The 21,007-nt window shown below is 33.0% G+C and carries 15 protein-coding genes; 8 read left to right on the forward strand and 7 right to left on the reverse strand.

The features are described 5' to 3' along the window. Positions 1-387: 387 nt before the first annotated feature. The 3 genes from queA (at position 388) to ACHRV0_RS05175 (ending at position 3,857) form a co-directional block, all read left to right on the forward strand. Positions 388-1,437 carry a tRNA preQ1(34) S-adenosylmethionine ribosyltransferase-isomerase QueA gene (gene queA / locus ACHRV0_RS05165; protein ID WP_089054258.1) on the forward strand — a complete coding sequence of 350 codons (1,050 nt, stop codon included), beginning with the start codon at positions 388-390 and terminating at the stop codon, positions 1,435-1,437. A 282-nt stretch (positions 1,438-1,719) separates the two neighbouring features. Next, positions 1,720-2,997: a kynureninase gene (kynU, locus tag ACHRV0_RS05170; RefSeq protein ID WP_395440113.1), complete on the forward strand. Its 1,278-nt coding sequence runs from the start codon at positions 1,720-1,722 to the stop codon at positions 2,995-2,997. Between the two features lie 416 nt (positions 2,998-3,413). Beyond that, entirely contained in the window at positions 3,414-3,857 is a 444-nt protein-coding gene (locus ACHRV0_RS05175; RefSeq protein WP_395440114.1) for a YMGG-like glycine zipper-containing protein, read from the forward strand. 58 nt (positions 3,858-3,915) lie between these two features. Here ACHRV0_RS05175 and ACHRV0_RS05180 read toward each other — a convergent pair whose 3' ends face one another. Together ACHRV0_RS05180 and ACHRV0_RS05185 are read right to left on the reverse strand one after the other, a co-directional pair. Beyond that, positions 3,916-5,727, reverse strand: a complete 1,812-nt coding sequence (locus ACHRV0_RS05180; RefSeq protein WP_395440115.1) for a hypothetical protein — start codon at positions 5,725-5,727, stop codon at positions 3,916-3,918. A gap of 245 nt (positions 5,728-5,972) precedes the next feature. Further along, positions 5,973-7,529, reverse strand: coding sequence for a hypothetical protein (locus tag ACHRV0_RS05185; RefSeq protein WP_395440116.1), 1,557 nt, complete (start codon positions 7,527-7,529; stop codon positions 5,973-5,975). A gap of 118 nt (positions 7,530-7,647) precedes the next feature. Here ACHRV0_RS05185 and ACHRV0_RS05190 point away from each other — a divergent pair, with 118 nt between their 5' ends. After that, the gene (locus ACHRV0_RS05190; RefSeq protein WP_395440117.1) at positions 7,648-10,038 is read left to right on the forward strand and encodes a penicillin acylase family protein; all 2,391 of its coding nucleotides are present in this window, start codon (positions 7,648-7,650) and stop codon (positions 10,036-10,038) included. A gap of 113 nt (positions 10,039-10,151) precedes the next feature. Here the strand turns inward: ACHRV0_RS05190 and ACHRV0_RS05195 are convergent, their stop codons facing one another. The 4 genes from ACHRV0_RS05195 to ACHRV0_RS05210 form a co-directional block, all read right to left on the reverse strand. Next, on the reverse strand, positions 10,152-11,600 hold the full coding sequence (locus tag ACHRV0_RS05195; RefSeq protein ID WP_395440118.1) for a serine hydrolase: 1,449 nt from the start codon (positions 11,598-11,600) through the stop codon (positions 10,152-10,154). A gap of 583 nt (positions 11,601-12,183) precedes the next feature. Continuing rightward, complete coding sequence (locus ACHRV0_RS05200; protein ID WP_395440119.1) at positions 12,184-13,692, reverse strand: serine hydrolase; 1,509 nt, start codon at positions 13,690-13,692, stop codon at positions 12,184-12,186. A 78-nt stretch (positions 13,693-13,770) separates the two neighbouring features. Beyond that, entirely contained in the window at positions 13,771-14,565 is a 795-nt protein-coding gene (locus ACHRV0_RS05205) for a helix-turn-helix domain-containing protein (RefSeq protein ID WP_395440120.1), read from the reverse strand. Positions 14,566-14,641: 76 nt separating this feature from the next. Then, entirely contained in the window at positions 14,642-15,235 is a 594-nt protein-coding gene (locus tag ACHRV0_RS05210; protein WP_395440121.1) for a GNAT family N-acetyltransferase, read from the reverse strand. Between the two features lie 278 nt (positions 15,236-15,513). Between ACHRV0_RS05210 and ACHRV0_RS05215 the strand changes: the two genes are divergently transcribed. Next, on the forward strand, positions 15,514-16,857 hold the full coding sequence (locus tag ACHRV0_RS05215; protein WP_395440122.1) for an FAD-dependent oxidoreductase: 1,344 nt from the start codon (positions 15,514-15,516) through the stop codon (positions 16,855-16,857). Positions 16,858-17,011: 154 nt separating this feature from the next. On the opposite strand, the gene ACHRV0_RS05220 is transcribed toward ACHRV0_RS05215, so the two are convergent. Then, positions 17,012-18,529, reverse strand: a complete 1,518-nt coding sequence (locus tag ACHRV0_RS05220) for a helicase HerA-like domain-containing protein (RefSeq protein WP_395440123.1) — start codon at positions 18,527-18,529, stop codon at positions 17,012-17,014. 379 nt (positions 18,530-18,908) lie between these two features. On the opposite strand from ACHRV0_RS05220, the gene ACHRV0_RS05225 reads away from it, so the two are divergent. From ACHRV0_RS05225 to ACHRV0_RS05235, 3 genes are read left to right on the forward strand one after another with little or no spacing between them, the layout of a single operon-like run. Then, complete coding sequence (locus tag ACHRV0_RS05225) at positions 18,909-19,733, forward strand: MotA/TolQ/ExbB proton channel family protein (RefSeq protein WP_089054247.1); 825 nt, start codon at positions 18,909-18,911, stop codon at positions 19,731-19,733. A gap of 58 nt (positions 19,734-19,791) precedes the next feature. Beyond that, positions 19,792-20,418, forward strand: a complete 627-nt coding sequence (locus tag ACHRV0_RS05230; protein WP_370433391.1) for an ExbD/TolR family protein — start codon at positions 19,792-19,794, stop codon at positions 20,416-20,418. A gap of 19 nt (positions 20,419-20,437) precedes the next feature. Beyond that, the gene (locus ACHRV0_RS05235) at positions 20,438-20,995 is read left to right on the forward strand and encodes a biopolymer transporter ExbD (RefSeq protein ID WP_089058488.1); all 558 of its coding nucleotides are present in this window, start codon (positions 20,438-20,440) and stop codon (positions 20,993-20,995) included. Positions 20,996-21,007 lie beyond the last annotated feature (12 nt).

A 21,007-nucleotide genomic window follows, 5' to 3' on the forward strand; every position in this document is an offset into this window, starting at 1 on the left:
TATAAGTTCATTTAAATAAAATAGCTTAAATTATATAACCTCTGGTTGCAGCCAGAGGTTTTTTTATGCTTGAGTTTGGCTATAATCGCATAGTTTGTCATTTCGACGAAGGAGAAATCTTCGCAAGAAGCTCCGTGAAGAAAAGTCAATCTTTGTCGATTCTGCAACGGAGATTTCTCCTTCGTCGAAATGACAATAATATGTTGGAGATGTTTTTTGTAGGTAAAAACATTTTTAATGGTTCTGAAAACTCCACTAAATCAAGGGCTTTTGAAAATAAACGTCAAAACACTTGACAACGCCTATCTCACAATCGTATATTTGCAAGCGATTTAAAATTTTAGATAAAAAAGTCTAAGATTGATATTTTAAAATCTAACTTCAAATATGAAATTATCACACTTCAATTTCAATTTACCGAAAGAACTTTTGGCTGAATTTCCGGCAGAAAATAGAGATGAATCTCGTTTAATGGTAATTGACCGTCAAAAACAAACAATAGAGCACAAAATGTTTAAAGATGTTATCAATTACTTTGATGACGGAGACGTTTTAATTCTTAACAATACAAAAGTTTTTCCTGCGCGTTTGTACGGAAACAAAGAAAAAACAGGTGCAAGAATTGAGGTTTTCTTATTAAGAGAATTAAATTCTGAGCAGCGTTTATGGGATGTTTTAGTTGATCCAGCTAGAAAAATCCGTATTGGAAATAAACTTTATTTTGGCGATGACGATTCATTAGTTGCCGAAGTAATTGATAATACAACTTCTCGTGGTAGAACATTACGTTTTTTATATGACGGTTCTTACGAAGAGTTTAGAAACAAATTGACAGAACTTGGAGAAACTCCAATTCCTAAATATATCAGCAGAGAGGTTACTGCCGAAGATGCTGAAAGATACCAAACAATTTATGCAAAAGAAGAAGGAGCTGTAGCGGCACCAACTGCGGGTTTACACTTCTCAAAACACCTTTTGAAAAAATTAGAAATCAAAGGAGTAAACTTCGCTGAGGTTACACTTCACGTAGGTTTAGGAACTTTTAATCCGGTTGAGGTTGAAGATTTATCTAAACACAAAATGGATTCAGAAGAATTAATCATCAGACAAGAAGCTTGCGACATCGTAAATGAAGCAAAAGCAAAGAAAAAACGTATTTGTGCTGTAGGAACAACTTCTATGCGTGCAATCGAAAGTTCTGTTTCTTCTGCAAATACTTTAAATCCTTATGAAGGATGGACAAATAAATTTATTTTTCCTCCTCATGATTTTAGTATTGCAAACTGTATGATTACTAATTTCCACACACCAAAATCAACATTGTTAATGATGATTTCTGCTTTCTGTGGTCATGACTTAATGAAAAAAGCTTACGACGAAGCAATCAAAGAAGGATACAAATTCTATTCTTACGGAGATGCGATGTTAATTCTTTAATTAGAATTTATTTTCAAAATAAGAGCCCGACAGTTTTTTAGAATCTGTCGGGTTTTCTGTTTTTAATGGTTTCAAGTTTCAGGTTTCAAGTTTGATGTTCGTTATGCAATTTAACCGCAAAGTTCGCAAAGCTTTGCGTTCTTATGCATTTGGCAAACACAAACAGAATAAAAAACCTCGCGAACTTTGCGGTTAAATACCACGAAGCATATCAACTTGAAACCTTAAACTTGAAACAAAACAAACAATTTTTGTTATTTTAGCATTTAAAACAAAAACACAATGACTTTTCAAAATACACGCGAATTCGCGAAACAATTAGATGCTCAAGATTCATTGAATCACTATCAAGACCAATTTATTTTTCCAAAAGTAAATGATAAACGAGTAATTTATTTCACAGGAAATTCTTTAGGATTACAGCCAAAACGCACAAAAGCTTATATAGATGAGGTAATGAATGACTGGGCAGAATTAGCTGTTGAAGGTCATTTTTATGCAGAGAAACCTTGGTGGGATTATCAGGAAAGATTCGCTGAACCATTGAGTAAGATTGTGGGAGCACTTCCGTCAGAAGTTACCGTTATGAATACTTTAACCGTAAATCTTCATTTATTGATGGTTTCTTTTTATCAGCCAAAAGGAAAGCGTTATAAAATTATCTGCGAAGAAAAAGCATTTCCATCAGATCAATATATGTTTCAGAGTCAAGTTCATTTTCATGGATATAAACCAGAAGATGCCATTGTAGAAATCAAACGCCGTGAAGGAGAGCATAATATTCGTCTTGAAGATGTTTTAGCAAAAATTGAAGAAGTTGGCGATGAATTAGCTTTAGTTTTAATTGGCGGAGTAAATTATTATACAGGACAAGTTTTTGATATAAAAACTATTACTGCAGCTGGACAAAAAGCTGGGGCAAAAGTTGGTTGGGATTTAGCGCACGCTGCTGGAAATATCAAATTAGAACTTCACGATTGGAATGTAGATTTTGCTGCTTGGTGCAGTTATAAATATATGAATTCAGGACCAGGAAATGCTTCTGGAGTTTTTGTTCACGAAAGACATCACAGTGATCCAGATTTACCACGTTTTGCAGGATGGTGGGGTCACAATAAAGAGCGTCGTTTTAAAATGGAGCCAAACTTTGATCCTGTTCAAGGAGCAGGAGGATGGCAGATTAGTAATCTTCCAGTTCTGTCTTTAGCGCCCTATTTGGCTTCTGTAGAAATGTTTGCTGAGGTTGGAATGGATGCTTTAATTGCAAAACGTGATCATATAACATCTTATTTAGAATTTATTCTGCACGAAATTGATAAGGAAGTTGAAAGTACTTTTGAAATTATTACACCTGTAAATCCAGAAGAAAGAGCTTCGCAATTATCTGTTTTTCTACATGGAGAAGGAAGAAGCCTATTCGATTATTTAATGAAAAATGGAGTTATTACAGATTGGCGTGAACCAAACGTAATTCGTCTGGCGCCAGTTCCTTTGTATTGTTCTTATGAGGATATGTATGACTTTGGGCAAATTTTGAAAAAAGGAATTTTAGGAAAGTAATATTCGTTATTGTTTATCATTTCGAGGAACGAGAAATCGCACTAGTTGCTCCGCAAAGCATGTCACTAATCTTTGTCGAATTTCTAGTGCGATTTCTCGTTCCTAGAAATGGCAAAAATAGATACATTTTTAGTTTTCCGCAGATTAAATACTTTTTTTCAAAAGTTTATAAAAGAATAATCCGCTCAATCTGCAAAATCTGCGGGAGAAATTTAGCCCCATTTTTAGAAATCTTTTTAATCTGTGGTAAAATAACTTCATGTCTTCGCAAGATTAAAACATCAAGTCAGATCCAAAATAAGCTGCGAGAAAAACCCATAATCTTCAAATCATATAAACTTTCCAAAAAATTCTGTAATAAGCATTGTAGCAGATATTCTTTATTTTGTAATGTATAATTATTAAAAACTACAATCATGAAAGGCTTATATATATTATTAGCGGTAATACTTTTAACTTCTTGTCAGAATCAAACTAAAGAAGATATAAATAAAGCCAAACAAGCCAGTATTGATTCAATGAAAGTTGAGATTAACAAGCAGCGAGTTATCGATTCAATGAAGACTGAAATGGCTAAGATTAAAGAAGAACAAAAAATTGAATCTGAAAAAGAAAAAGTTGTTGTTGTACATCAGCAAGCAAATGGAACTGCTGCCGCGACAACAGCAGCAGCACCGGCTAAAAAGAAAGGTTGGAGCTCTGCAGCTAAAGGCGCAGTAATTGGTGCAGGAGTTGGAGCAGCCACTGGAGCAATTGTCAGTAAGAAAAAAGGACAAGGTGCAATTATAGGCGGATTAGCGGGCGCAGGAGTTGGAGCCGGAACAGGTGCTATTATTGACAGTAAAAAGAAAAAGGAGTAACTGCCTTTTCTGTTTAAATAAATAACCCCGATTAAGAAATCTTGATCGGGGTTTTGTTTTAAGCTAATTGCAAAGTCGGTATTGAAATTGCGTTTAATTCAGATTTATAAAAATTGAATTGTTTTTTGATTTTTTCTTCTTCAGCTTTAAAGTAAAAAGTAGATGAAAATAGATTTTGATAATATTCAATTCCATCTAAAATATTTGTTTTAAAAGAATTCCATTTTTTAAGCTGATTTGTGCTTACTTCACCAGAAATTGTTTCAATTTCATTTCTAAAATAATCAACATACATTTTCAATTCTTTCACAAATAAATTAGGACGGTCATTTGTTCTTAAAATTGTTTTGCCTTGATAAATATGCTGTAACATTTCTTTTAATGAAACTTCATGATCAAAATAAGCCATATTTGGTCCCGGACAAATTACAACGCCTTGCGCTTGACCTTTTATTTTAATGTCATTTTCAAGATACGAAGCATTTGCCAAACCAACACATAAACATGATTTTTCTGTGATTTTGATTTTGCTTTTTTCAAATGCATCAGCAGATAAAGTGTCTTTTACGCCTTCTAGTTCTGCTAGTTTTATATCCTGATATTTTTTTGAAGCCGTACAAATTCCATGAGGATCATATTCTTTGCTTAAGGCTAAAAATTTCTTCGGGCATGAACTTCCTGCCTTATTTTCGTGAATACGTTTTTGTTTTAAGATTTCGTTTGAAGTGCCTCGCAAAGTATTAAACGGAACTCCCAAAGGCGAAATATGACTTAAATACAAATCATCTTCTTTGGCTTTCATTAATAAATTTCGCGTTTCCTGATCGACAGAAGTCGCTTCTGGAACTAATAAAAATGGAGTTCCCCAGCCCACAGAATCAACTTTGTAATGGTCTAATAAAAATTCATGTTCTTCAGCAGTTCCAACACCGCCTTGAACCGTAATTTTTAACTCTAAAGGATTTTCTGGAAAAGCTTGATTTTTTAGCTGTAGAGCTTTAATCATTAAGTCGTGAGCAGATTGTACCAATTGTTCTTTTTTCTGCTTGAATTCTTCTAAAATCGTCCCTAATAACAGTCCATCAGTTGCAAAAGCGTGACCGCCGCAGTTTAATCCAGATTCAATTCGATATTCAGAAACCCACAGTCCTTTTTTAGCGAGGAAATTACCCTGAATCATAGCCGATCTAAAATCACTCACTTTTAGAATAATTTTCTTTTTCAGTTCGTTCTTTTCATTTGGGAAAAAATCTTTGAAGTTTTCAAAGTAGCTGTACAATCTCGGATTCATTCCCGCAGAAAGTACAACAGACGATTCTAAATTACTATTTGCGAAACCTCTTAAAGCAGCGTGAGCGTCATTAAATTCAATTGGAAGCTGTTCGTTTTTAATAAAATTATCTTTGTCCAGTTTTGTCATAATGTTAACATCAATTTCTCCTGGAAAAAGATGTGATTCAATATAACTTTGAATGTTTTCTTTAAAAGAAATACCGTCATCCAATAAGTTCTGGAAACCTTTTTTGATATCAGAAGTATTAGGCAGCATCGACATGAAATTTTCAAGAGCCGTTTTGCTTTCTGCTAATTCAGTTTTAAAAGTTTCAAATTTTTCTTTTACAATTTTGTCAACTAAATTTAAGTAAGAAGTAATTCTTTCAGCGCGATAATCGTGAAATTTCTGACTTATTTCTTCGTATGGAATGTTGAATTTAGTGCTGTAGAAATTACGCATCTTTTCAATTAGATCGTCATCAGCGATTGAAACCACAGATGAAATCCCGTATTGAGCCACTCTTATTGGGCTGTCTATGGTATAGGCAAGTCCCATTACCGGAATATGGAAAGTATGCAATGGTGTTTTTGTCATTTGTTTTCAGGTTAAAATAAAAGCAAATGAAAAAAAAAATAATTTTTAAAAACCTGATAATTATCAGGTTTGTAGATTGTTTGCCACGAATTACACGAATTTGCACCAATTCGTTTTCAACCAAGTTTCATAATTAATTCGTGAAAATTTGTGTAATTCACGGCGGATAAATTTTGAGGAAAGGATTGCGTACATGCATTGTGTTCCAACGGTTGAAACCGTTGGTTATGTTAAAAATAAATGCATTAAATCAAAATCTTCTTCAAAGACTCTGCAATACTTCGCCATAGAAAATTATAAAATGATTTTTCCTGAATCCGTTCAATTTCAACATCAGCGGTTTTTGCTTTATCTTTTGAGTCGTTTTTAACCAATAAATTGGCAATGGCAGATTTGAGTTTGGCCTCTTTTTCAGGTTTTTCCTTTTTGTATAATTTCACTTTTAAGTCATCATAATCTAGAGATGCATTTCCTTTTGAGATATTATCATTTCCATAGAAATCAAAGCGATATTTATTAAAATTTCCTGTAAAGGAAGCGTTCATATAAGGTTTGCTGAATTGCCCCATGGTGGCAATATTAAAGTTTGAAATAACGCCTTGAATATGAAAACTATCTTTTTTATCTAAAACATTAAAACTCCAATCCACATCCAGCGGAGAGTTTTTCATGAAAATGCATTTCACTTTAATTTTGACATCATCGGTTTTTTTCAATCCAAAACCACTTTTTAAATTGACTGCCTGCAAATTGAATTTGTCGAAATTTAAAACTCCAGGACCTTTGGCAAAATCAATTTCTTCTTCGTAAACCAATTTTGATTTCAGAATCTGTAAAGTATCAATTTGAAGGGGGAATTTAATATTTCGCAATAAATGATTGTAGAGATATTTCTTGCTCAGATCATCTTTTGGCATTTTTCCGCGATAGATATTGGCATCAAAATGATTGATTACAATTGAATTTGCCTTAAAGAAAAAGCGATCGTTTTTAAAACCCCAATTCATTTTTTGCACTTGTGCCGAATCGAATTTTAAGGTATAAATATCTTTTTCTTTATCTAATCGTTTAATAAATTCTCGTCGATTAAATTGCGGAAGGTGAGAGAAGTTGTTGATTTTTAAAAAGTTTTTCTTGGTACTTATTTTACCAATATTGATATGATAAAAGGCGCTTGGTCTATAAAATAAGCTGTCAATAACCAGTGCATAGGTTTTATACTGCAGTGGAATTTTTTGTTTTAAAGTAGCATCTGTCAGTAGTATTCCTTCTAATTTTAGAATAATTTTTTTGATGCTGAAAATAGGTTTTTCAGTATCTAAAGAAACAACATCTACTGTTCCGTCATTAAGATAGATATTTGAAACAGCAATTATTTTTCGAAAAGGTTCAATGATTTCGGTTTTGATGCTTTTGTTGTTGTTCAATAGTTTTTCGCCTTTTTTGTATAAAATAACTCGAGGTTTATTGATAATGATACTTTCGGCCTGAATAATATCTCTAAAAGCCAGATCCCAAATATTAAAACGTTTAATTGTAACTGATTCGATTTTAGAAAAAAGCCCATTTTTACTGTCTTTTGGTTCGTTTTTTGGACTTACTAATAATGTTTGAGCATAGATATTTCGAGAAAAAAGAGAAACTTCAATTTTTTCGTAATTGATGTTGTAAGCCGTTTTGTTCTTTTCGTGAATAATTATTGGAAGCTGTTTTTTGATCCAGTAATTCAGACCAATGTTGATCAGAATTACAAGAATAAAAAGAGAAATTACTCCAATAGCTATTTTTTTATAGACAGACATTTATAGTATTGATTTTAAATACATAAATTTAGACTTTAAAAGAGAATGTATTTTATATTATTCTGTTTTTTGGTTACATCATTTTACAAACCCTATTTATTTATACTTTTTGCAAAATATGAGAAGATTTAAAAAATTTCTGCTGTTTTTATTAGTACTTGTTGTTGTAATTGGAATAGGTTTATGTGCCTATATTTTTCATTTAAAACCCAAATATGAAGGGGAATTGCAATTGAAAAACCTTCAAAAAGAAACGACTGTTTATTTTGACGAATACGGCGTTCCTCATATTTATGCCGATTCTGAAAAAGATGCTATGACCGCTCTTGGATATGTTCATGCTCAGGAAAGATTGTGGCAGATGGAATTACTTCGCAGAATTGCTCCGGGCAGATTATCAGAAATTTTTGGATCTGTTGCGCTTAAAAATGATACCTTTTTCTCCGGAATTGGTATTGAAGAAGCTTCGGCGAAAGCCATTTCAAAATTAGACAAGAATAGTGTGAGTTATAAATTAACGCAGGCTTATTTAGATGGAATTAATCAATATTTGGATGAGGGAACGACACCAATTGAATTTACTCTTGTTGGTGTTAAAAAGCAAAAATTCACTATAAATGATGTCTATAATATTTTTGGATATATGTCTTTTAGTTTTGCAATGGCTCAAAAAACAGATCCATTATTAACAGATATTCGCAATAGATACGGTGCCGCTTATTTGAAGGATTTAGGAATTGAAGGCGAATTTAATTCTACGCAGATTAAAAGTTCAAAAGAGAATATTGAAGAATATACAGCGATTTCAAAATCGATAACAGCTTTATTAGACAAATCGCCAATTCCGCCATTTATAGGAAGTAACAGCTGGGTTGCTGGTCCAAATAAAACGAAGAGCGGAAAAGTAATTTTTGCTAATGATCCGCATATTGGATTTTCGCAGCCCGCTACTTGGTACGAAGCGCATATAGTTACGCCTGAGCATGAATTGTATGGTTGTTATTTGGCAGGAACTCCGTTTCCGTTATTGGCACACAATCGTGAATATGCATATGGTTTAACCATGTTTGAAAATGATGACATCGATTTTTATCAAGAAAAAAACAAAACGGGAGATTTAAATCAATATCAAACGCCAACTGGTTTTGCAACTTATGAAGTTAGAAAAAAGACTATAAAAGTAAAAGATACTTCGGATGTTGTTTTAACAGTAAAATCAAGCCGACACGGACCAATTATGAATGATTTACTGGATCATTTGGATAAGAAAAATCCAATTGCAATGTTGTGGACGTATACGCAGCAACCTATTCAGATTCTTGATGCTGTTTATGGACTTTCGCACGCAAAAAATAAAGAAGAGTTTAGAAAAGCGACTCAATTGGTTGCTGCGCCGGGATTAAATGTGATGTATGGCGATGCCAAAGGAAATGTCGCTTGGTGGGCAACGGGAAAATTGTATAAGCATAATAAAGGTGTGAATACACATTTAATTTTAGACGGCTCAACAGGAAAAGAGGATATTGTAGAATATTTAGATTTTTCAAAGAATCCATCTGCCGAAAATCCAAAATGGGGATATGTTTATTCGGCCAATAACCAGCCCGAAGCAATTGATGGTTATTTGTATCCAGGATATTATCTTCCCGAAGATCGTGCTAAAAGAATTTCTGGGTTAATGGATGCGAAATCAGATTGGGATAAAGAAGCAATCAGCAAAATGATTTACGACAACACTTCTGATGTTGCGGTTGAAACGGTTAAAAATTTGATTTCAAATATTGATCTCAATACTGTTTCAGCAGAAGAAAAAGAAGCTGTAAATGTTTTAAAGTCGTGGAAGGGAACAACAAATCTTGAAGATGTTGCACCAACGATTTATAATAAATGGGTGTATTTGTATTTGAAGAATACTTTTGAGGATGAAATGGGAGAGGACAACTTTAATTTGTTTTTAGGAATTTCGATAGGAAAACAAGTTATTGCCAATCAAATTAAAAATGAAAATTCAGTTTGGTGGGATAATGTCAAAACTAAAAATGTAAAAGAAACCAGAAAGGATATTGTTGCAAAATCATTTCATGAGACTGTTACAGCACTTCAAAAACAATTAGGAAATACCGTTGCCGATTGGAAATGGGAGAAAGTGCATACGGTTGAACACGAACATCCGCTTGGCAAAATCGCAGCACTTCGAGGTTTATTTAATGTGGGGCCTTTTGGATCTCCAGGATCAAATGAAGTAATTAATAATTTATTTTTTGGGTTAAACAATGAAGGGAAATATTATGTAAAAGGCGGCCCATCAACCAGACGAATTGTTGATTTTTCGGATATTGAAAACAGCTGGAGTATTTTGCCAACAGGACAATCTGGAAATCCATTTAGTAAACATTACAGCGATCAGGCAGAAATGTACAATGAAGGAAAGTTTAGAAAAATGAAGCTGAACAAAGACGAAATCATAAAAACGTCAACAAAATTAGTCTTGAAACCAAAAGAAAAATAGTTTCAGGTTATAAGCTCTAAAGACTTTGTTCCTTTGCCTCTATGCCTCTTTGAACCTAAAAAAACCTTCCCATAAAAAACAGTTTTTATGGGAAGATTTTTTTTATAATTCTATTATTTTAAAAGATCTGCTAATATCTTTTTTCCGTTTTCGTTTGTTGGGTCAAGCTCTACCGCTTTTTTATAATTAGCAATGGCTGCTTTTTTATCGCCATCGGCTAAATAAGCTTCGCCTAAACTATCATAAGTATTCCCTGATTTTGGAAAAGTTTCTGCGTTGATTTTAAAAACTTCTATCGCTTCTTTCTTTTTTCCAGATTGTAACAATTCATATCCAACTTGGTTCATATCGCCTTCTTTAACAGCATACGAAGGATCATTTTTTAGTTTTTTATAAGTTTCAGTTCCATTCGCAGCTCCCTTTTCATTATAAATATCTAATAAATCAAGCGCCAGTGATTTTTTAGGCTGATTAAAGGACTGATTGTACAAAATAGCACGAATAGCTTTATTCATTTCGCCCAAAGCAGTTCCTCCCGTATTATTCAATAAAACAACTAAATTTTTATCTGCAGGAATTCGCGAAATAATAGTGTTAAATCCGTTAATTCCGCCGCCATGCTCAATAATGCTTAATTTACTGTTTTCTCCATTTGGCACTTCATAAGTAGACCATCCGTATCCGTAAAAACCATTCCAAGCTTTAATATAAGGTTTAAATAAAGATTCCATGCTTTTTGGGGTAAGCAGTTTATTTGTATAAAGAGCCTGATCCCATAAAAATAAATCTTCTACAGTTGAGTACAGCGACCCGGCAGCGTACGGAAGACTCATATCAATATAAGGTGCATTTCTAATTGCTTTTCCTTGCTTTTCATAACCAGCCGCCCTGTTTTTTAAAATAATATCACTGTGATCGTAACCAGAATTAACCATTTTTAAAGGTGTAAAAATGATTTCTTGTAAATATTGCTCGTATGTTTTTCCTGAAATTTTCTCGATAATATAACCCAATAAAAAATAACCGGAATTACTGTAATTGAATTTTTCGCCAGGAGTAAAATCAAGCGGAAGACTAGAAAACGTTTTTACAAACTCTTCAGGAGTATAAGGATTTCGGCTTTTATCTTTAAAGAAATTTGGAAGCGATGTATAATTTGGAATTCCAGAGGTATGCGTAAGCAACTGATGAATTGTTATTTTGTCGCCGTTTGCTTTTGGGTAATCTGGTAAATAGGTTGAAATAGGAACATCTAGTTTTATTTTTCCCTCTTCGGCCAGTTTTACAATTAAAAGTGCCGTAAATTGTTTACTGATAGAACCCAGTCTAAATTTAGTGTCAGTTTGATTTGGAATATTCCATTCCATATTCGCAGAACCAAAACCTTTCTTAAAGATTACTTTTCCGTTTTCAGCCACCAAAGCCGAACCGTTAAATTGTCCGTACTCATTATATTTTGCTAAAAGCTGTTCTATTTGCTGTGCTTTATTCTGAGCAAAAAGGCTTACTGTAAAAAGAAGCAGCAAAGCAAAGACTGCTATTGATTTGATTGATTGTTTCATAATTAATGATAAGGATTAAGATTAATGAATAATTGTTTTTGATTGATGATTGAAACTTTGTAACCTGTTTTATCTTAGTGGGTTGTGTTTTTGTTACAACATTTTTTAAATAAAACAGATGCCGTTAAAAGGTTAGACGATTGATTTAGATTTTGGTTTCAACATCAATCATTTTTTTTTCATTTTATTTCAAATCAAGACGAATTTTGAGCATAAACATAAAGATGCTATTAGAGGTTTATGCTCGTAACTAACAATTCGTTTTACCTTCCATTAATTATTTTGAACTTATTTAAATTGATCTGTTGAGTGTAGTTAATTTTAACACTTAGAAATATAGATTTTGGTTTCTCATAAAAAGCGCTTCACTTAATTGAAATGAACATAGTATGCTTATGTTAAAGAAATGTATTTCTGTTTGTATTCTCTTTTCTAGACAGAAAATCGATGTTTCTACGTGTTTAAAAAAACATTTAGGATGAGATGAGATAATTACATCCAGAGAATTTTAATTATATGATTTTGCTTATCAGCAGTACTATAAGAATAAGTAGTTTGATCATAACATTTTAGAATTAAAGCATTACTTCGTTTCGATATCAATTATTTTTTGACCATTTTCACCCAAATAATGGTTTACTATTTTCTCATAAACTTTGTAACCATCATCAACATTGGTAAAAATGATTAAACCCTGTTTTGTTTTTGGAAGCAAAATAAAAATAGTCTGAACACCTTGGTCTGCGCCGCCATGTGACAAAGCATAATCATTATTTCCTAAATCGTAGATTTCAAAACCAAGTCCGAAGTATTTGTTTTTCTTCGTTTCAACCTGATGTGAAGTCATGTCGTCAAAGACCTTTTTACTCAAACCCTCACTATTCATTACGCTGCATAAAAAATTACCATAATCTTCAATAGTCGTCAATAAATCATCGGCAGCGTTTGCTGTTTTGTTTTGGGTAGGTTCGTAAGCATTTCCTTTATTATCATAACCAATCGCATATCTAGAACGATCTACTTTATCATTCCAAACCAATTGTGTGTCTGTCATTTTTAGAGGCTGAAATAGTAATTCATCCGCTAACTGATCTAGTGTTTTGTGAAACTTTTTTTCAAGAGCTTTTCGTAAATATTCTAATCCTTCGCCAGAATATTGGTATTTAGTTCCAGGCTTAAATTTAAAATCCAGCTTACCGGATTCGTTCATAAATCTCCAATTCGGAAAACCCGTTTGATGGCTTAAGATAATTCGTGTAGTTAAAAGTTTTGTGTTCGGATCCTTTGCAATATCAGGATCCGTCCAATATTTATAAAGCGGTTCATCCAAATCCCATTTACCTGAACTTACTAATTTTAGCGTTACAATTGCAGTGATAGGTTTAGTTAAAGAGGCAACATTCCAAATGGTATTATAAGGTGCCGAAATATCTTTTTTAAGTTCGCCAAAAACCTTGATCTGTTTCAGTTTTCCCTCTGTAATAACTCCAATTCCTAAAGCTGGAATATTATTTTCTTTGAGCCATTTTTCAGTTTCCTGTTCATTATCAAAAAGATCTGTTTTACCTGCTGTAGAGCTTGTCATTTGATGGTTATAACTCAATGATCTTGCTAGTTTCCATTCTTTGTTTTTCAACAGCCAAAGATGTGTGAATTTGGCAAAACTACCTGCTTGCTCTGGTTTTCCTGCAGTATATTCATAAAAGCGATGCGTTCCCATTTGTATAGCGCCATATAAAATGCCATTTTTATACAACGGATAAACCTCAGTACTTCCGTCAATTAATTCTCTTCGATAATTGTATTTTCTTGTTGGGGAACAGATGCCATTTTTAAAAGTTTTTAAAAAACGAGCCTTATCCGAAATGCTGTCTTTGTCGTGATAAAACTCAAAATCTTCAGTATAAAGATTTTCAAACTGTTTTACATCGCAAGTATTAAAACCAACATTAAACAAAAGACTGTCTTTTGACATAATAGTTTTGTACAACCCCGAAGTTTTATCTTCTTGGGCAAGCCCGATTTGGATTTGAAAAAGTAAAATTCCAGCTAAAAGAATTTTTAATTGAAATAAAGTGCGTTTGATTTTCATTTTGTGATTGATTGATGATTAATGATTTGGCAAAAATAATTCAAACTCGAGTTCACAAAATTGTACAAATGCGAAAACTTATCTTTTTTGTGATAAAAAATAAGAATCAGGCTTAAACATTTTTGGAGTTGTTTTCGTTACATCCTTAAACTTTTTTATAAAATGCGACTGATCAAAATACTTATTATAAAGTGCAACTTCGGTCAAGCTCAGTTTTTCTACATCAATATTTATCATTTGATCTACTGATTTTCGGAACTTCAAAATCTGAATGTATTTTTTAATAGTAAGCCCGGTTGCCGTTTTAAACTTAATTTGCAATAAACGCTGAGAAGATTTTAACTCTTCACTGATTTCCGAAACCGAAATGTCTTCTTCTTTACTTTTTACAAATTCGCAGATTTTTTCAATTGCATTTTTGTTAGGATGCAAAGCATTTAATTCTTCAAAATAAAGATTTAAAATTTTTAAAAACGCAGCAATATCAAAGTTTGTTTTAACTTCAAAAGGCAATTCTTCTGCATTAATTTTGACAATAGAATCGGCAGAATTAGTTAAATCATATTTTGGAAACATCGAAAGCGTCCAAGTATGAAGCTGAACAATGGTAACTTTTGTTTTGGGCTGAATATGAACTAAAACTTTATTGGTCATTTGCGAGCAAAAGTAAATTCCTTCGCTCATTTCGTATTTGTTTTTACTAGTGTGAACCTCAATTACATTTCCAGTTACAAATGCAAGATTAAAACAGCCGTTTGGTAAAACAAGTTTGTTCTCGATGAGGCTTTCGCCGATGCTGTTATCCAAACACCAAACTTTATTGACAAACCTTTCAGCTTTTTGACTTACGTAATGTTCGGAGTATAATTGCATTTTAGGATTTGTCTATATGGTATTTATCATCTTAAAAATCGAAGACTAAAATAAGATTTTTTCTATTACCATATATTTAAATAAACTCCCCAAAATAATCACGCTTAGTATTTTTCCATTCCTCCAAAATAATACTGTAGTAAACATCGTCTTTGCTGTTTCCTTCAGAGTCGATATAATTATTTCTAAACAAGCCTTCTTTTAAAGCACCTAGTTTTTCGATAGCTCTTTGCGACTTTTCGTTTTCTAGATCTGCGCTGAATTGTATTCTTTTAAATTGAATTTCTTCAAAACCAAAATTTAGCAGTTCGTATTTGCAGGCTTTATTTAAACCAGTTCCCTGAAAATCTGGTCCGTACCAAGTCCAGCCAATTTCACATTTTTGGCTTACGTGATTTAAATAACCGTAACGTGTACTTCCAGCAACTCTATTTGAAGCTTTATCTATAATAAGGAATGGGTAGCAAATTCCATCAGCCTTTTGTTTTAAAGTGTTTCGAATGTAACTCTCGAAATCTTGATCATTTCTAACATACATTCCCATGTATTTCCATATTTCATCATTAAAAATAATCTCTTTCAGTTCGATGTTTCTTTCATTCTCAAACGGAATTAATAATACTCTTTCGTTTCCTAGAATAATCTCTGATTGTAAAATTTCGCTGTTCATAGTTTTAATTTTAAAAGATTGATGTTAAAAAGCAGTAGCTAAAGTAATTGTTTAATTTTTTCTAATAAATCAAGTAAAATAACATTTTGTTATATTTTTAAAATCAATCAGAGATGAGGTTTTTATAATGACGTAATCAAATGGATAGATTCACTTTTTTTTAATAAAAGATTTTAAAAACTCTTATCAAGTAGTGCGAGAGCAAATAATTCATTTATTTTAAAGCTTATGTACAATTATTACTTATTTTTACGGCCTTATATATTAGATTTTCCCTGATGCAAACTTCACTAAAAATTGCTGTTGTAGGTTCTGGACTTGTCGGATCGCTGTTGGCAATTTATCTTAAAAAAGCAGGTCACACCGTTCATGTTTATGATCGAAGCCCTGATATTCGCAAAATAAATTTCTCTGGTCGTTCTATTAATCTGGCAATGTCTAACCGTGGTTGGAAAGCGCTCGATGCAGTCGGAGTTGGTGATGCAGTTCGAGAAATTGCAATTCCGATGGACAAACGTGCGATTCACTTGGTTGATAAACTCAATTTTCAGAATTACGGTCAAGAAGGCGAATCGATTTATTCGATCTCAAGAGGGAAACTAAATCGCGAAATGATTGATTTGGCCGAAAATGCTGGAGCTGAATTTCATTTTGAGCAAAAAATATGGGATGTAACGCTTAGTGATGCAACTTTGCATATTGGCGAAAGCGAAAGAGGCGAGTGGGAAGAGCGAAAATATGATATGGTTTTTGGTGCCGATGGTGCTTTTTCGAGAATCCGCCACAGAATGCAGCGTCAGAGCATGTTTAATTATTCGCAAGAATTTTTAAATATGGGTTATAAAGAATTGAATATTCCTGCAAATGTTGATGGAACACACAAATTAGATAAAAATTCTTTTCATATTTGGCCGCGAGGCGAGTATATGTTGATTGCGCTTCCTAATCTTGACGGAAGTTTTACTTGTACTTTATTTATGCCTTTTGAAGGTGAAAACTCATTTGCATCATTAACAGATCGCAAAATGGTAGAAGATTTCTTTGAGAAAAACTTTCCAGATTCAATCGAAGTAATTCCAGAACTGGCAAATGATTTCTTTAAAAATCCAACCAGTACTTTGGTAACCATGAAATGCTTTCCGTGGACATACGAAGATAAAATTGCTTTGATTGGAGATGCCTGTCACGCTATTGTTCCATTTTATGGACAAGGAATGAATGCCGGTTTTGAAGATATTACGGTTTTGAATGAGATGATGGAAAAATTTGGAGACGACTGGAAAAAGATTTTCTCAGAATATCAAATTTCAAGAAAGCCAAATGCAGATGCCATTGCCGAACTTTCATACCGAAATTTCATGGAGATGAGTACCAAAACGGCAGATGAAAAATTCTTATTGCAAAAGAAGATTGAAAAAGTCTTTTCGGATAAACATCCAGAAAAATGGATTCCGCTTTACAGTCGAGTTACTTTTAGTGATCGCCCTTATGCTGAAGCTTTAGCAATAGGAGATTTCCAAAACGGAATTATGGAAGAAGTTTTAAAACTCGATAATATCGAAAATATCTGGAACACTCCTGAGGTTGAGAATAAAATTCTGGAGCTGTTGCAAAACGGATAATTTTTTAAACCATACAAGTGATATAAGTTAATGTAATGTATTACATATAGTAAACCCGACAGGTTTTAAAACCTGTCGGGTTTGATTTTTATATACTCAATGAGTTCGACCTATAAATTAAATGAACTTATATCACTTGTATGGTTTAATATTTTTACTTTTTAAAGATTTTACTCAAAACGCCAAAAACACCTCTTATAAAGTTAGCGCTGGTTACAACTTTCAAAACAGATTTTGTAACTACTTCTGTAGTGCTTGGTCCCGCTTTTGAAGATTTTGTTGGTGTTTGTTCTTCTTGCTCGGCAGCAGCTTGAGTTGCGTCTTCAATTTTTTTGGTTAGAATTTCATAAGCACTTTCGCGGTCAATTTCTTCACTATATTTCTTAACGAGTTTAGATTTGGCGTTTATTTCTTCGATTTCCTCCGCAGATAATATATCCATTCGGCTCATTGGTGCGCGCATCATAGTTGCAACAAGCGGCGTCGGAATACCTTTTTCGTTCAAAGCGGTAACTAAAGCCTCTCCAATTCCTAAACTTGTCAATAATTCATCCGTTTTATAATACTCAGAAGTTGGATAATTGTCGGCAGTCTTTTTTATTGCTTGACGATCATTTGCTGTAAAAGCCCTAAGTGCATGCTGAATCTTTAATCCTAATTGTGCCAAAACGCCGCTTGGAACGTCCATTGGGTTTTGTGTAACAAAATAAACACCAACACCTTTAGAACGAATTAACTTTACAATAGTTTCGATTTGTTCTAGAAGTGCTTTGCTTGCTTCATTGAAAATTAAATGTGCTTCATCGATAAAAATGACTAATTCAGGTTGTCCTGAATCTCCTTTTTCTGGCATTTTTTGATAAATTTCAGCTAAAAGACTTAACATGAAAGTCGAGAACAATTTTGGTTTATCCTGAATATCCGTTAAACGAATGATATTTACGTAACCTTTACCGTTTTCATCTATTCGCATTAAATCGTCAGTCTCAAAAGACAATTCCCCAAAAAACAAATCACCGCCTTGTTGTTCCAGTTCAATTATCTTGCGTAGAATTGTTCCAGTTGTTGCCGTTGAAATCTTGCCATAATTTGCTGCGATTTCATCTTTACCCTCTTCCGTGATATAATTGATTACTTTTTTAATGTCCTTTAAATCTAATAAAGGCATTTGGTTATCATCGCAATATTTAAAGATTACTGCGACAACCCCTGCCTGAGTATCATTTAAATCTAAAATCCTTGAGAATAACACAGGTCCAAATTCTGATACTGTAGCACGTAAACGAACTCCGTCTTGTTTAGATAAAGACATTAATTCAACAGGAAATGCCGCTACATTATAAGGTACATTTATTTTGGCATGACGCTCGGTAATAAAACCTTCTTCTTTTCCTTCTTTGGCAATACCACTGAAATCACCTTTAATGTCCATCATTAAAACAGGTATTCCAGCATTTGATAACTGTTCAGAGAAAACCTGGATTGTTTTAGTTTTTCCTGTTCCGGTTGCACCTGCAATAAGTCCGTGGCGGTTTAAAGTCTTTAAAGGGATCTTGACATGAGCTTCTGCTATGGCTTCTCCGTCTAAAATGGCGCCTCCAAGTGTGATTGTATCGCCTTTTGCTGAATAACCGCTATTTATTTCTTGAATGAAATTATCTTTTTTATTCATGTTTTTATTTGTAATTTAGATGATTATAAAGGTTTTGTTTGTGTTTTAACAGTTTAAACGCTGTTTTTTTAGTAAGAAAAAGCGGTTTTTGATTGAAAAGTACATAAAAAATAATTTCGCAGTTTTTTAAGAAGATTTTAAAGGAATGTTTGAATATTTACTAAAACGTTGTAATTTTTTTATAATTCGCCCTTTTTTTTGTTTTATCATAAAAACAATGCCTGCAAATTAATGCGATATTTTTTGTTTTGACGTTAAATTTGCTTCAATAAAATTAAAAAAAGTTTTTTTATTTAAACTAAAAATATAAATTTGCTCCTCTACAAGTTAAATATAACTAAAAAATAAAAATTATTTAAAACTATTAAAATTAAAAAAAATGGCAAACGTTAAAGTTAAAAAAGAAAGCACTTCAAACGGAGGAGGAATGATTACTGGAATCATTATTGTAGCGTGTATTTTAGTTGGGGTGTTTATTTGGAAAGTAATCATGGGTAGCCCAGCTAACTTCGAGGGAGGTAACCCAGAGACAGGTCACCCAATCAATACTCTAGGTATGGTATACAAAGGAGGTTTCATTGTACCAGTATTATTAGGTATGCTTTTAATGGTTGTTGTTTTTTCTATTGAAAGATTCATTGTTATCGGTAAAGCAGCTGGAAAAGCTAACTTAGATAAATTTATGAAAAGCGTTCAAGGAAGTATTAAAGAAGGAAACATCGAGGCTGCTATCGCTTCATGTGACAAACAACAAGGTTCAGTTGCAAATGCAATTAAATCTGCTTTGATTAAATATCAAGATGTTAAAAAAGAAGGATTCAACAGCGAAGAAGCTTCAGAAGTAATCCACAAAGAAATCGAAGAGGCAACTTCATTAGAAATGCCAATGTTAGAGAAAAACATGACTATCATCTCTACTTTAGTATCATTAGGAACTTTAGGAGGATTATTAGGAACAGTATCTGGTATGATTAAAGCGTTTGGTGCGTTAGCTTCTGCTGGAACTCCAGATCAAGCTGCTCTTGCAACAGGTATCTCTGAGGCACTTATCAACACTGCAACAGGTATCTCGACTTCTATCTTTGCAATTGTTTCTTACAACTTCTTTACAGCTAAAATTGACGATTTAACTTACTCTATCGATGAGGCAGGTACTACAATCGTAAACACTTACAGAAAATTCAGAGGAAGCTTGAAGCAATAATTAGTTTTTAATTATTACTATAATTACAATTAATTATTTCACAATAAAATAAAAGAGAATGGCTAAAATAAAAATGAAAAAAAAGTCATCATCGACAGATATGACTGCCATGTGTGATGTTGCGTTCCTTTTGCTTACGTTCTTTATTTTGACCGCTACTGCTAAGGTGCCTGAAGCATTACCTGTTGATATGCCTTCTTCTACTGTACAAAGTAAATTACCAGATTCTGATTTGGCAATTATTACCATTGGTAAAGGAGCAGACGGAAAAAGCAAAGTGTTCTTTGATATCAAAGGAAGAGAGCTTCGTAAAAGAAGTCTTGAAGGTATGGGTGCAAAATTAGGCGTGACTTTTTCAGAAGATGATAAAGAGAAATTTGCTTTAATGGATGACTTTGGTGTTCCTTTAGCAAGTTTAAAGCAAATCATCGACATGAAAGCTGCTGATAGAACTAAAGCAAATCAACCTGGAATTCCAATCGATTCTTTGGATAATCAATTAAAAGAGTGGCTTCTTGTTTCAAGAAGAGCTGCAATTGATCTTGATGATAAAGAATTACAGATTGCAATTAAAGGAGATGCAAAAGAAGAGTATCCACAAATCAAAAAGATTATGGATATTTTACAAGATCAAAAAATCAATTCCTTTAACTTAGTTACAGGTATGAGAGGAAAAGACTTTTAATTAAAAAAGATACACTAAAATGGCTGAATTAAATACCGGCGACGGTGGTGGCGGAAAAGGTGGTAAAGTAAGAAGTAAAAAGCAGAATTCAAAAGTCGATTTAACGGCAATGGTGGATTTGGCATTCTTATTGATCACATTCTTTATGTTAACCACATCGTTGTCAAAACCTCAATCGATGGATTTGTCATTGCCAGATAAAGACGATGATCCTACTAAGAATAAAGATATCAAGGTAGATGAAAATCGTACGATGACGGTAATATTAGGAGAGAATAATAAATTGACTTATTATATGGGATTGTTAGAGTCTCCTATAGCTGGACCTAAAGATATCGCATATGGTAAAGATGGGATACGTAGAGAAGTTCTTAAAAGAAAAAAATCAGTTTTAGAATATTCTGCTGCTAAAGGGAAACCTAAAAATGGAATTATCGTTATTATTAAACCAACTAAAAAATCAACTTATCGTAATTTAGTTGATATGTTAGATGAGATGGCAATTACTGGGGTTGATACTTATGCAATTGTTCCTGAATTTTCACCAGAGGAAACAAAATTGATAGATAAAAAATAAGAGTTGTCTTGT

This window comes from Flavobacterium sp. FlaQc-30 (assembly GCF_044005885.1).
Lineage (GTDB): Bacteria > Bacteroidota > Bacteroidia > Flavobacteriales > Flavobacteriaceae > Flavobacterium.

Bases quoted from the DNA above. Each gene is read 5' to 3' on its own strand.
- queA (WP_089054258.1), top strand. From the start codon at position 388: ATGAAATTATCACACTTCAATTTCAATTTACCGAAAGAACTTTTGGCT.
- kynU (WP_395440113.1), top strand. From the start codon at position 1,720: ATGACTTTTCAAAATACACGCGAATTCGCGAAACAATTAGATGCTCAA.
- ACHRV0_RS05175 (WP_395440114.1), top strand. From the start codon at position 3,414: ATGAAAGGCTTATATATATTATTAGCGGTAATACTTTTAACTTCTTGT.
- ACHRV0_RS05180 (WP_395440115.1), bottom strand. From the start codon at position 5,727: ATGACAAAAACACCATTGCATACTTTCCATATTCCGGTAATGGGACTT.
- ACHRV0_RS05185 (WP_395440116.1), bottom strand. From the start codon at position 7,529: ATGTCTGTCTATAAAAAAATAGCTATTGGAGTAATTTCTCTTTTTATT.
- ACHRV0_RS05190 (WP_395440117.1), top strand. From the start codon at position 7,648: ATGAGAAGATTTAAAAAATTTCTGCTGTTTTTATTAGTACTTGTTGTT.
- ACHRV0_RS05195 (WP_395440118.1), bottom strand. From the start codon at position 11,600: ATGAAACAATCAATCAAATCAATAGCAGTCTTTGCTTTGCTGCTTCTT.
- ACHRV0_RS05200 (WP_395440119.1), bottom strand. From the start codon at position 13,692: ATGAAAATCAAACGCACTTTATTTCAATTAAAAATTCTTTTAGCTGGA.
- ACHRV0_RS05205 (WP_395440120.1), bottom strand. From the start codon at position 14,565: ATGCAATTATACTCCGAACATTACGTAAGTCAAAAAGCTGAAAGGTTT.
- ACHRV0_RS05210 (WP_395440121.1), bottom strand. From the start codon at position 15,235: ATGAACAGCGAAATTTTACAATCAGAGATTATTCTAGGAAACGAAAGA.
- ACHRV0_RS05215 (WP_395440122.1), top strand. From the start codon at position 15,514: ATGCAAACTTCACTAAAAATTGCTGTTGTAGGTTCTGGACTTGTCGGA.
- ACHRV0_RS05220 (WP_395440123.1), bottom strand. From the start codon at position 18,529: ATGAATAAAAAAGATAATTTCATTCAAGAAATAAATAGCGGTTATTCA.
- ACHRV0_RS05225 (WP_089054247.1), top strand. From the start codon at position 18,909: ATGGCAAACGTTAAAGTTAAAAAAGAAAGCACTTCAAACGGAGGAGGA.
- ACHRV0_RS05230 (WP_370433391.1), top strand. From the start codon at position 19,792: ATGGCTAAAATAAAAATGAAAAAAAAGTCATCATCGACAGATATGACT.
- ACHRV0_RS05235 (WP_089058488.1), top strand. From the start codon at position 20,438: ATGGCTGAATTAAATACCGGCGACGGTGGTGGCGGAAAAGGTGGTAAA.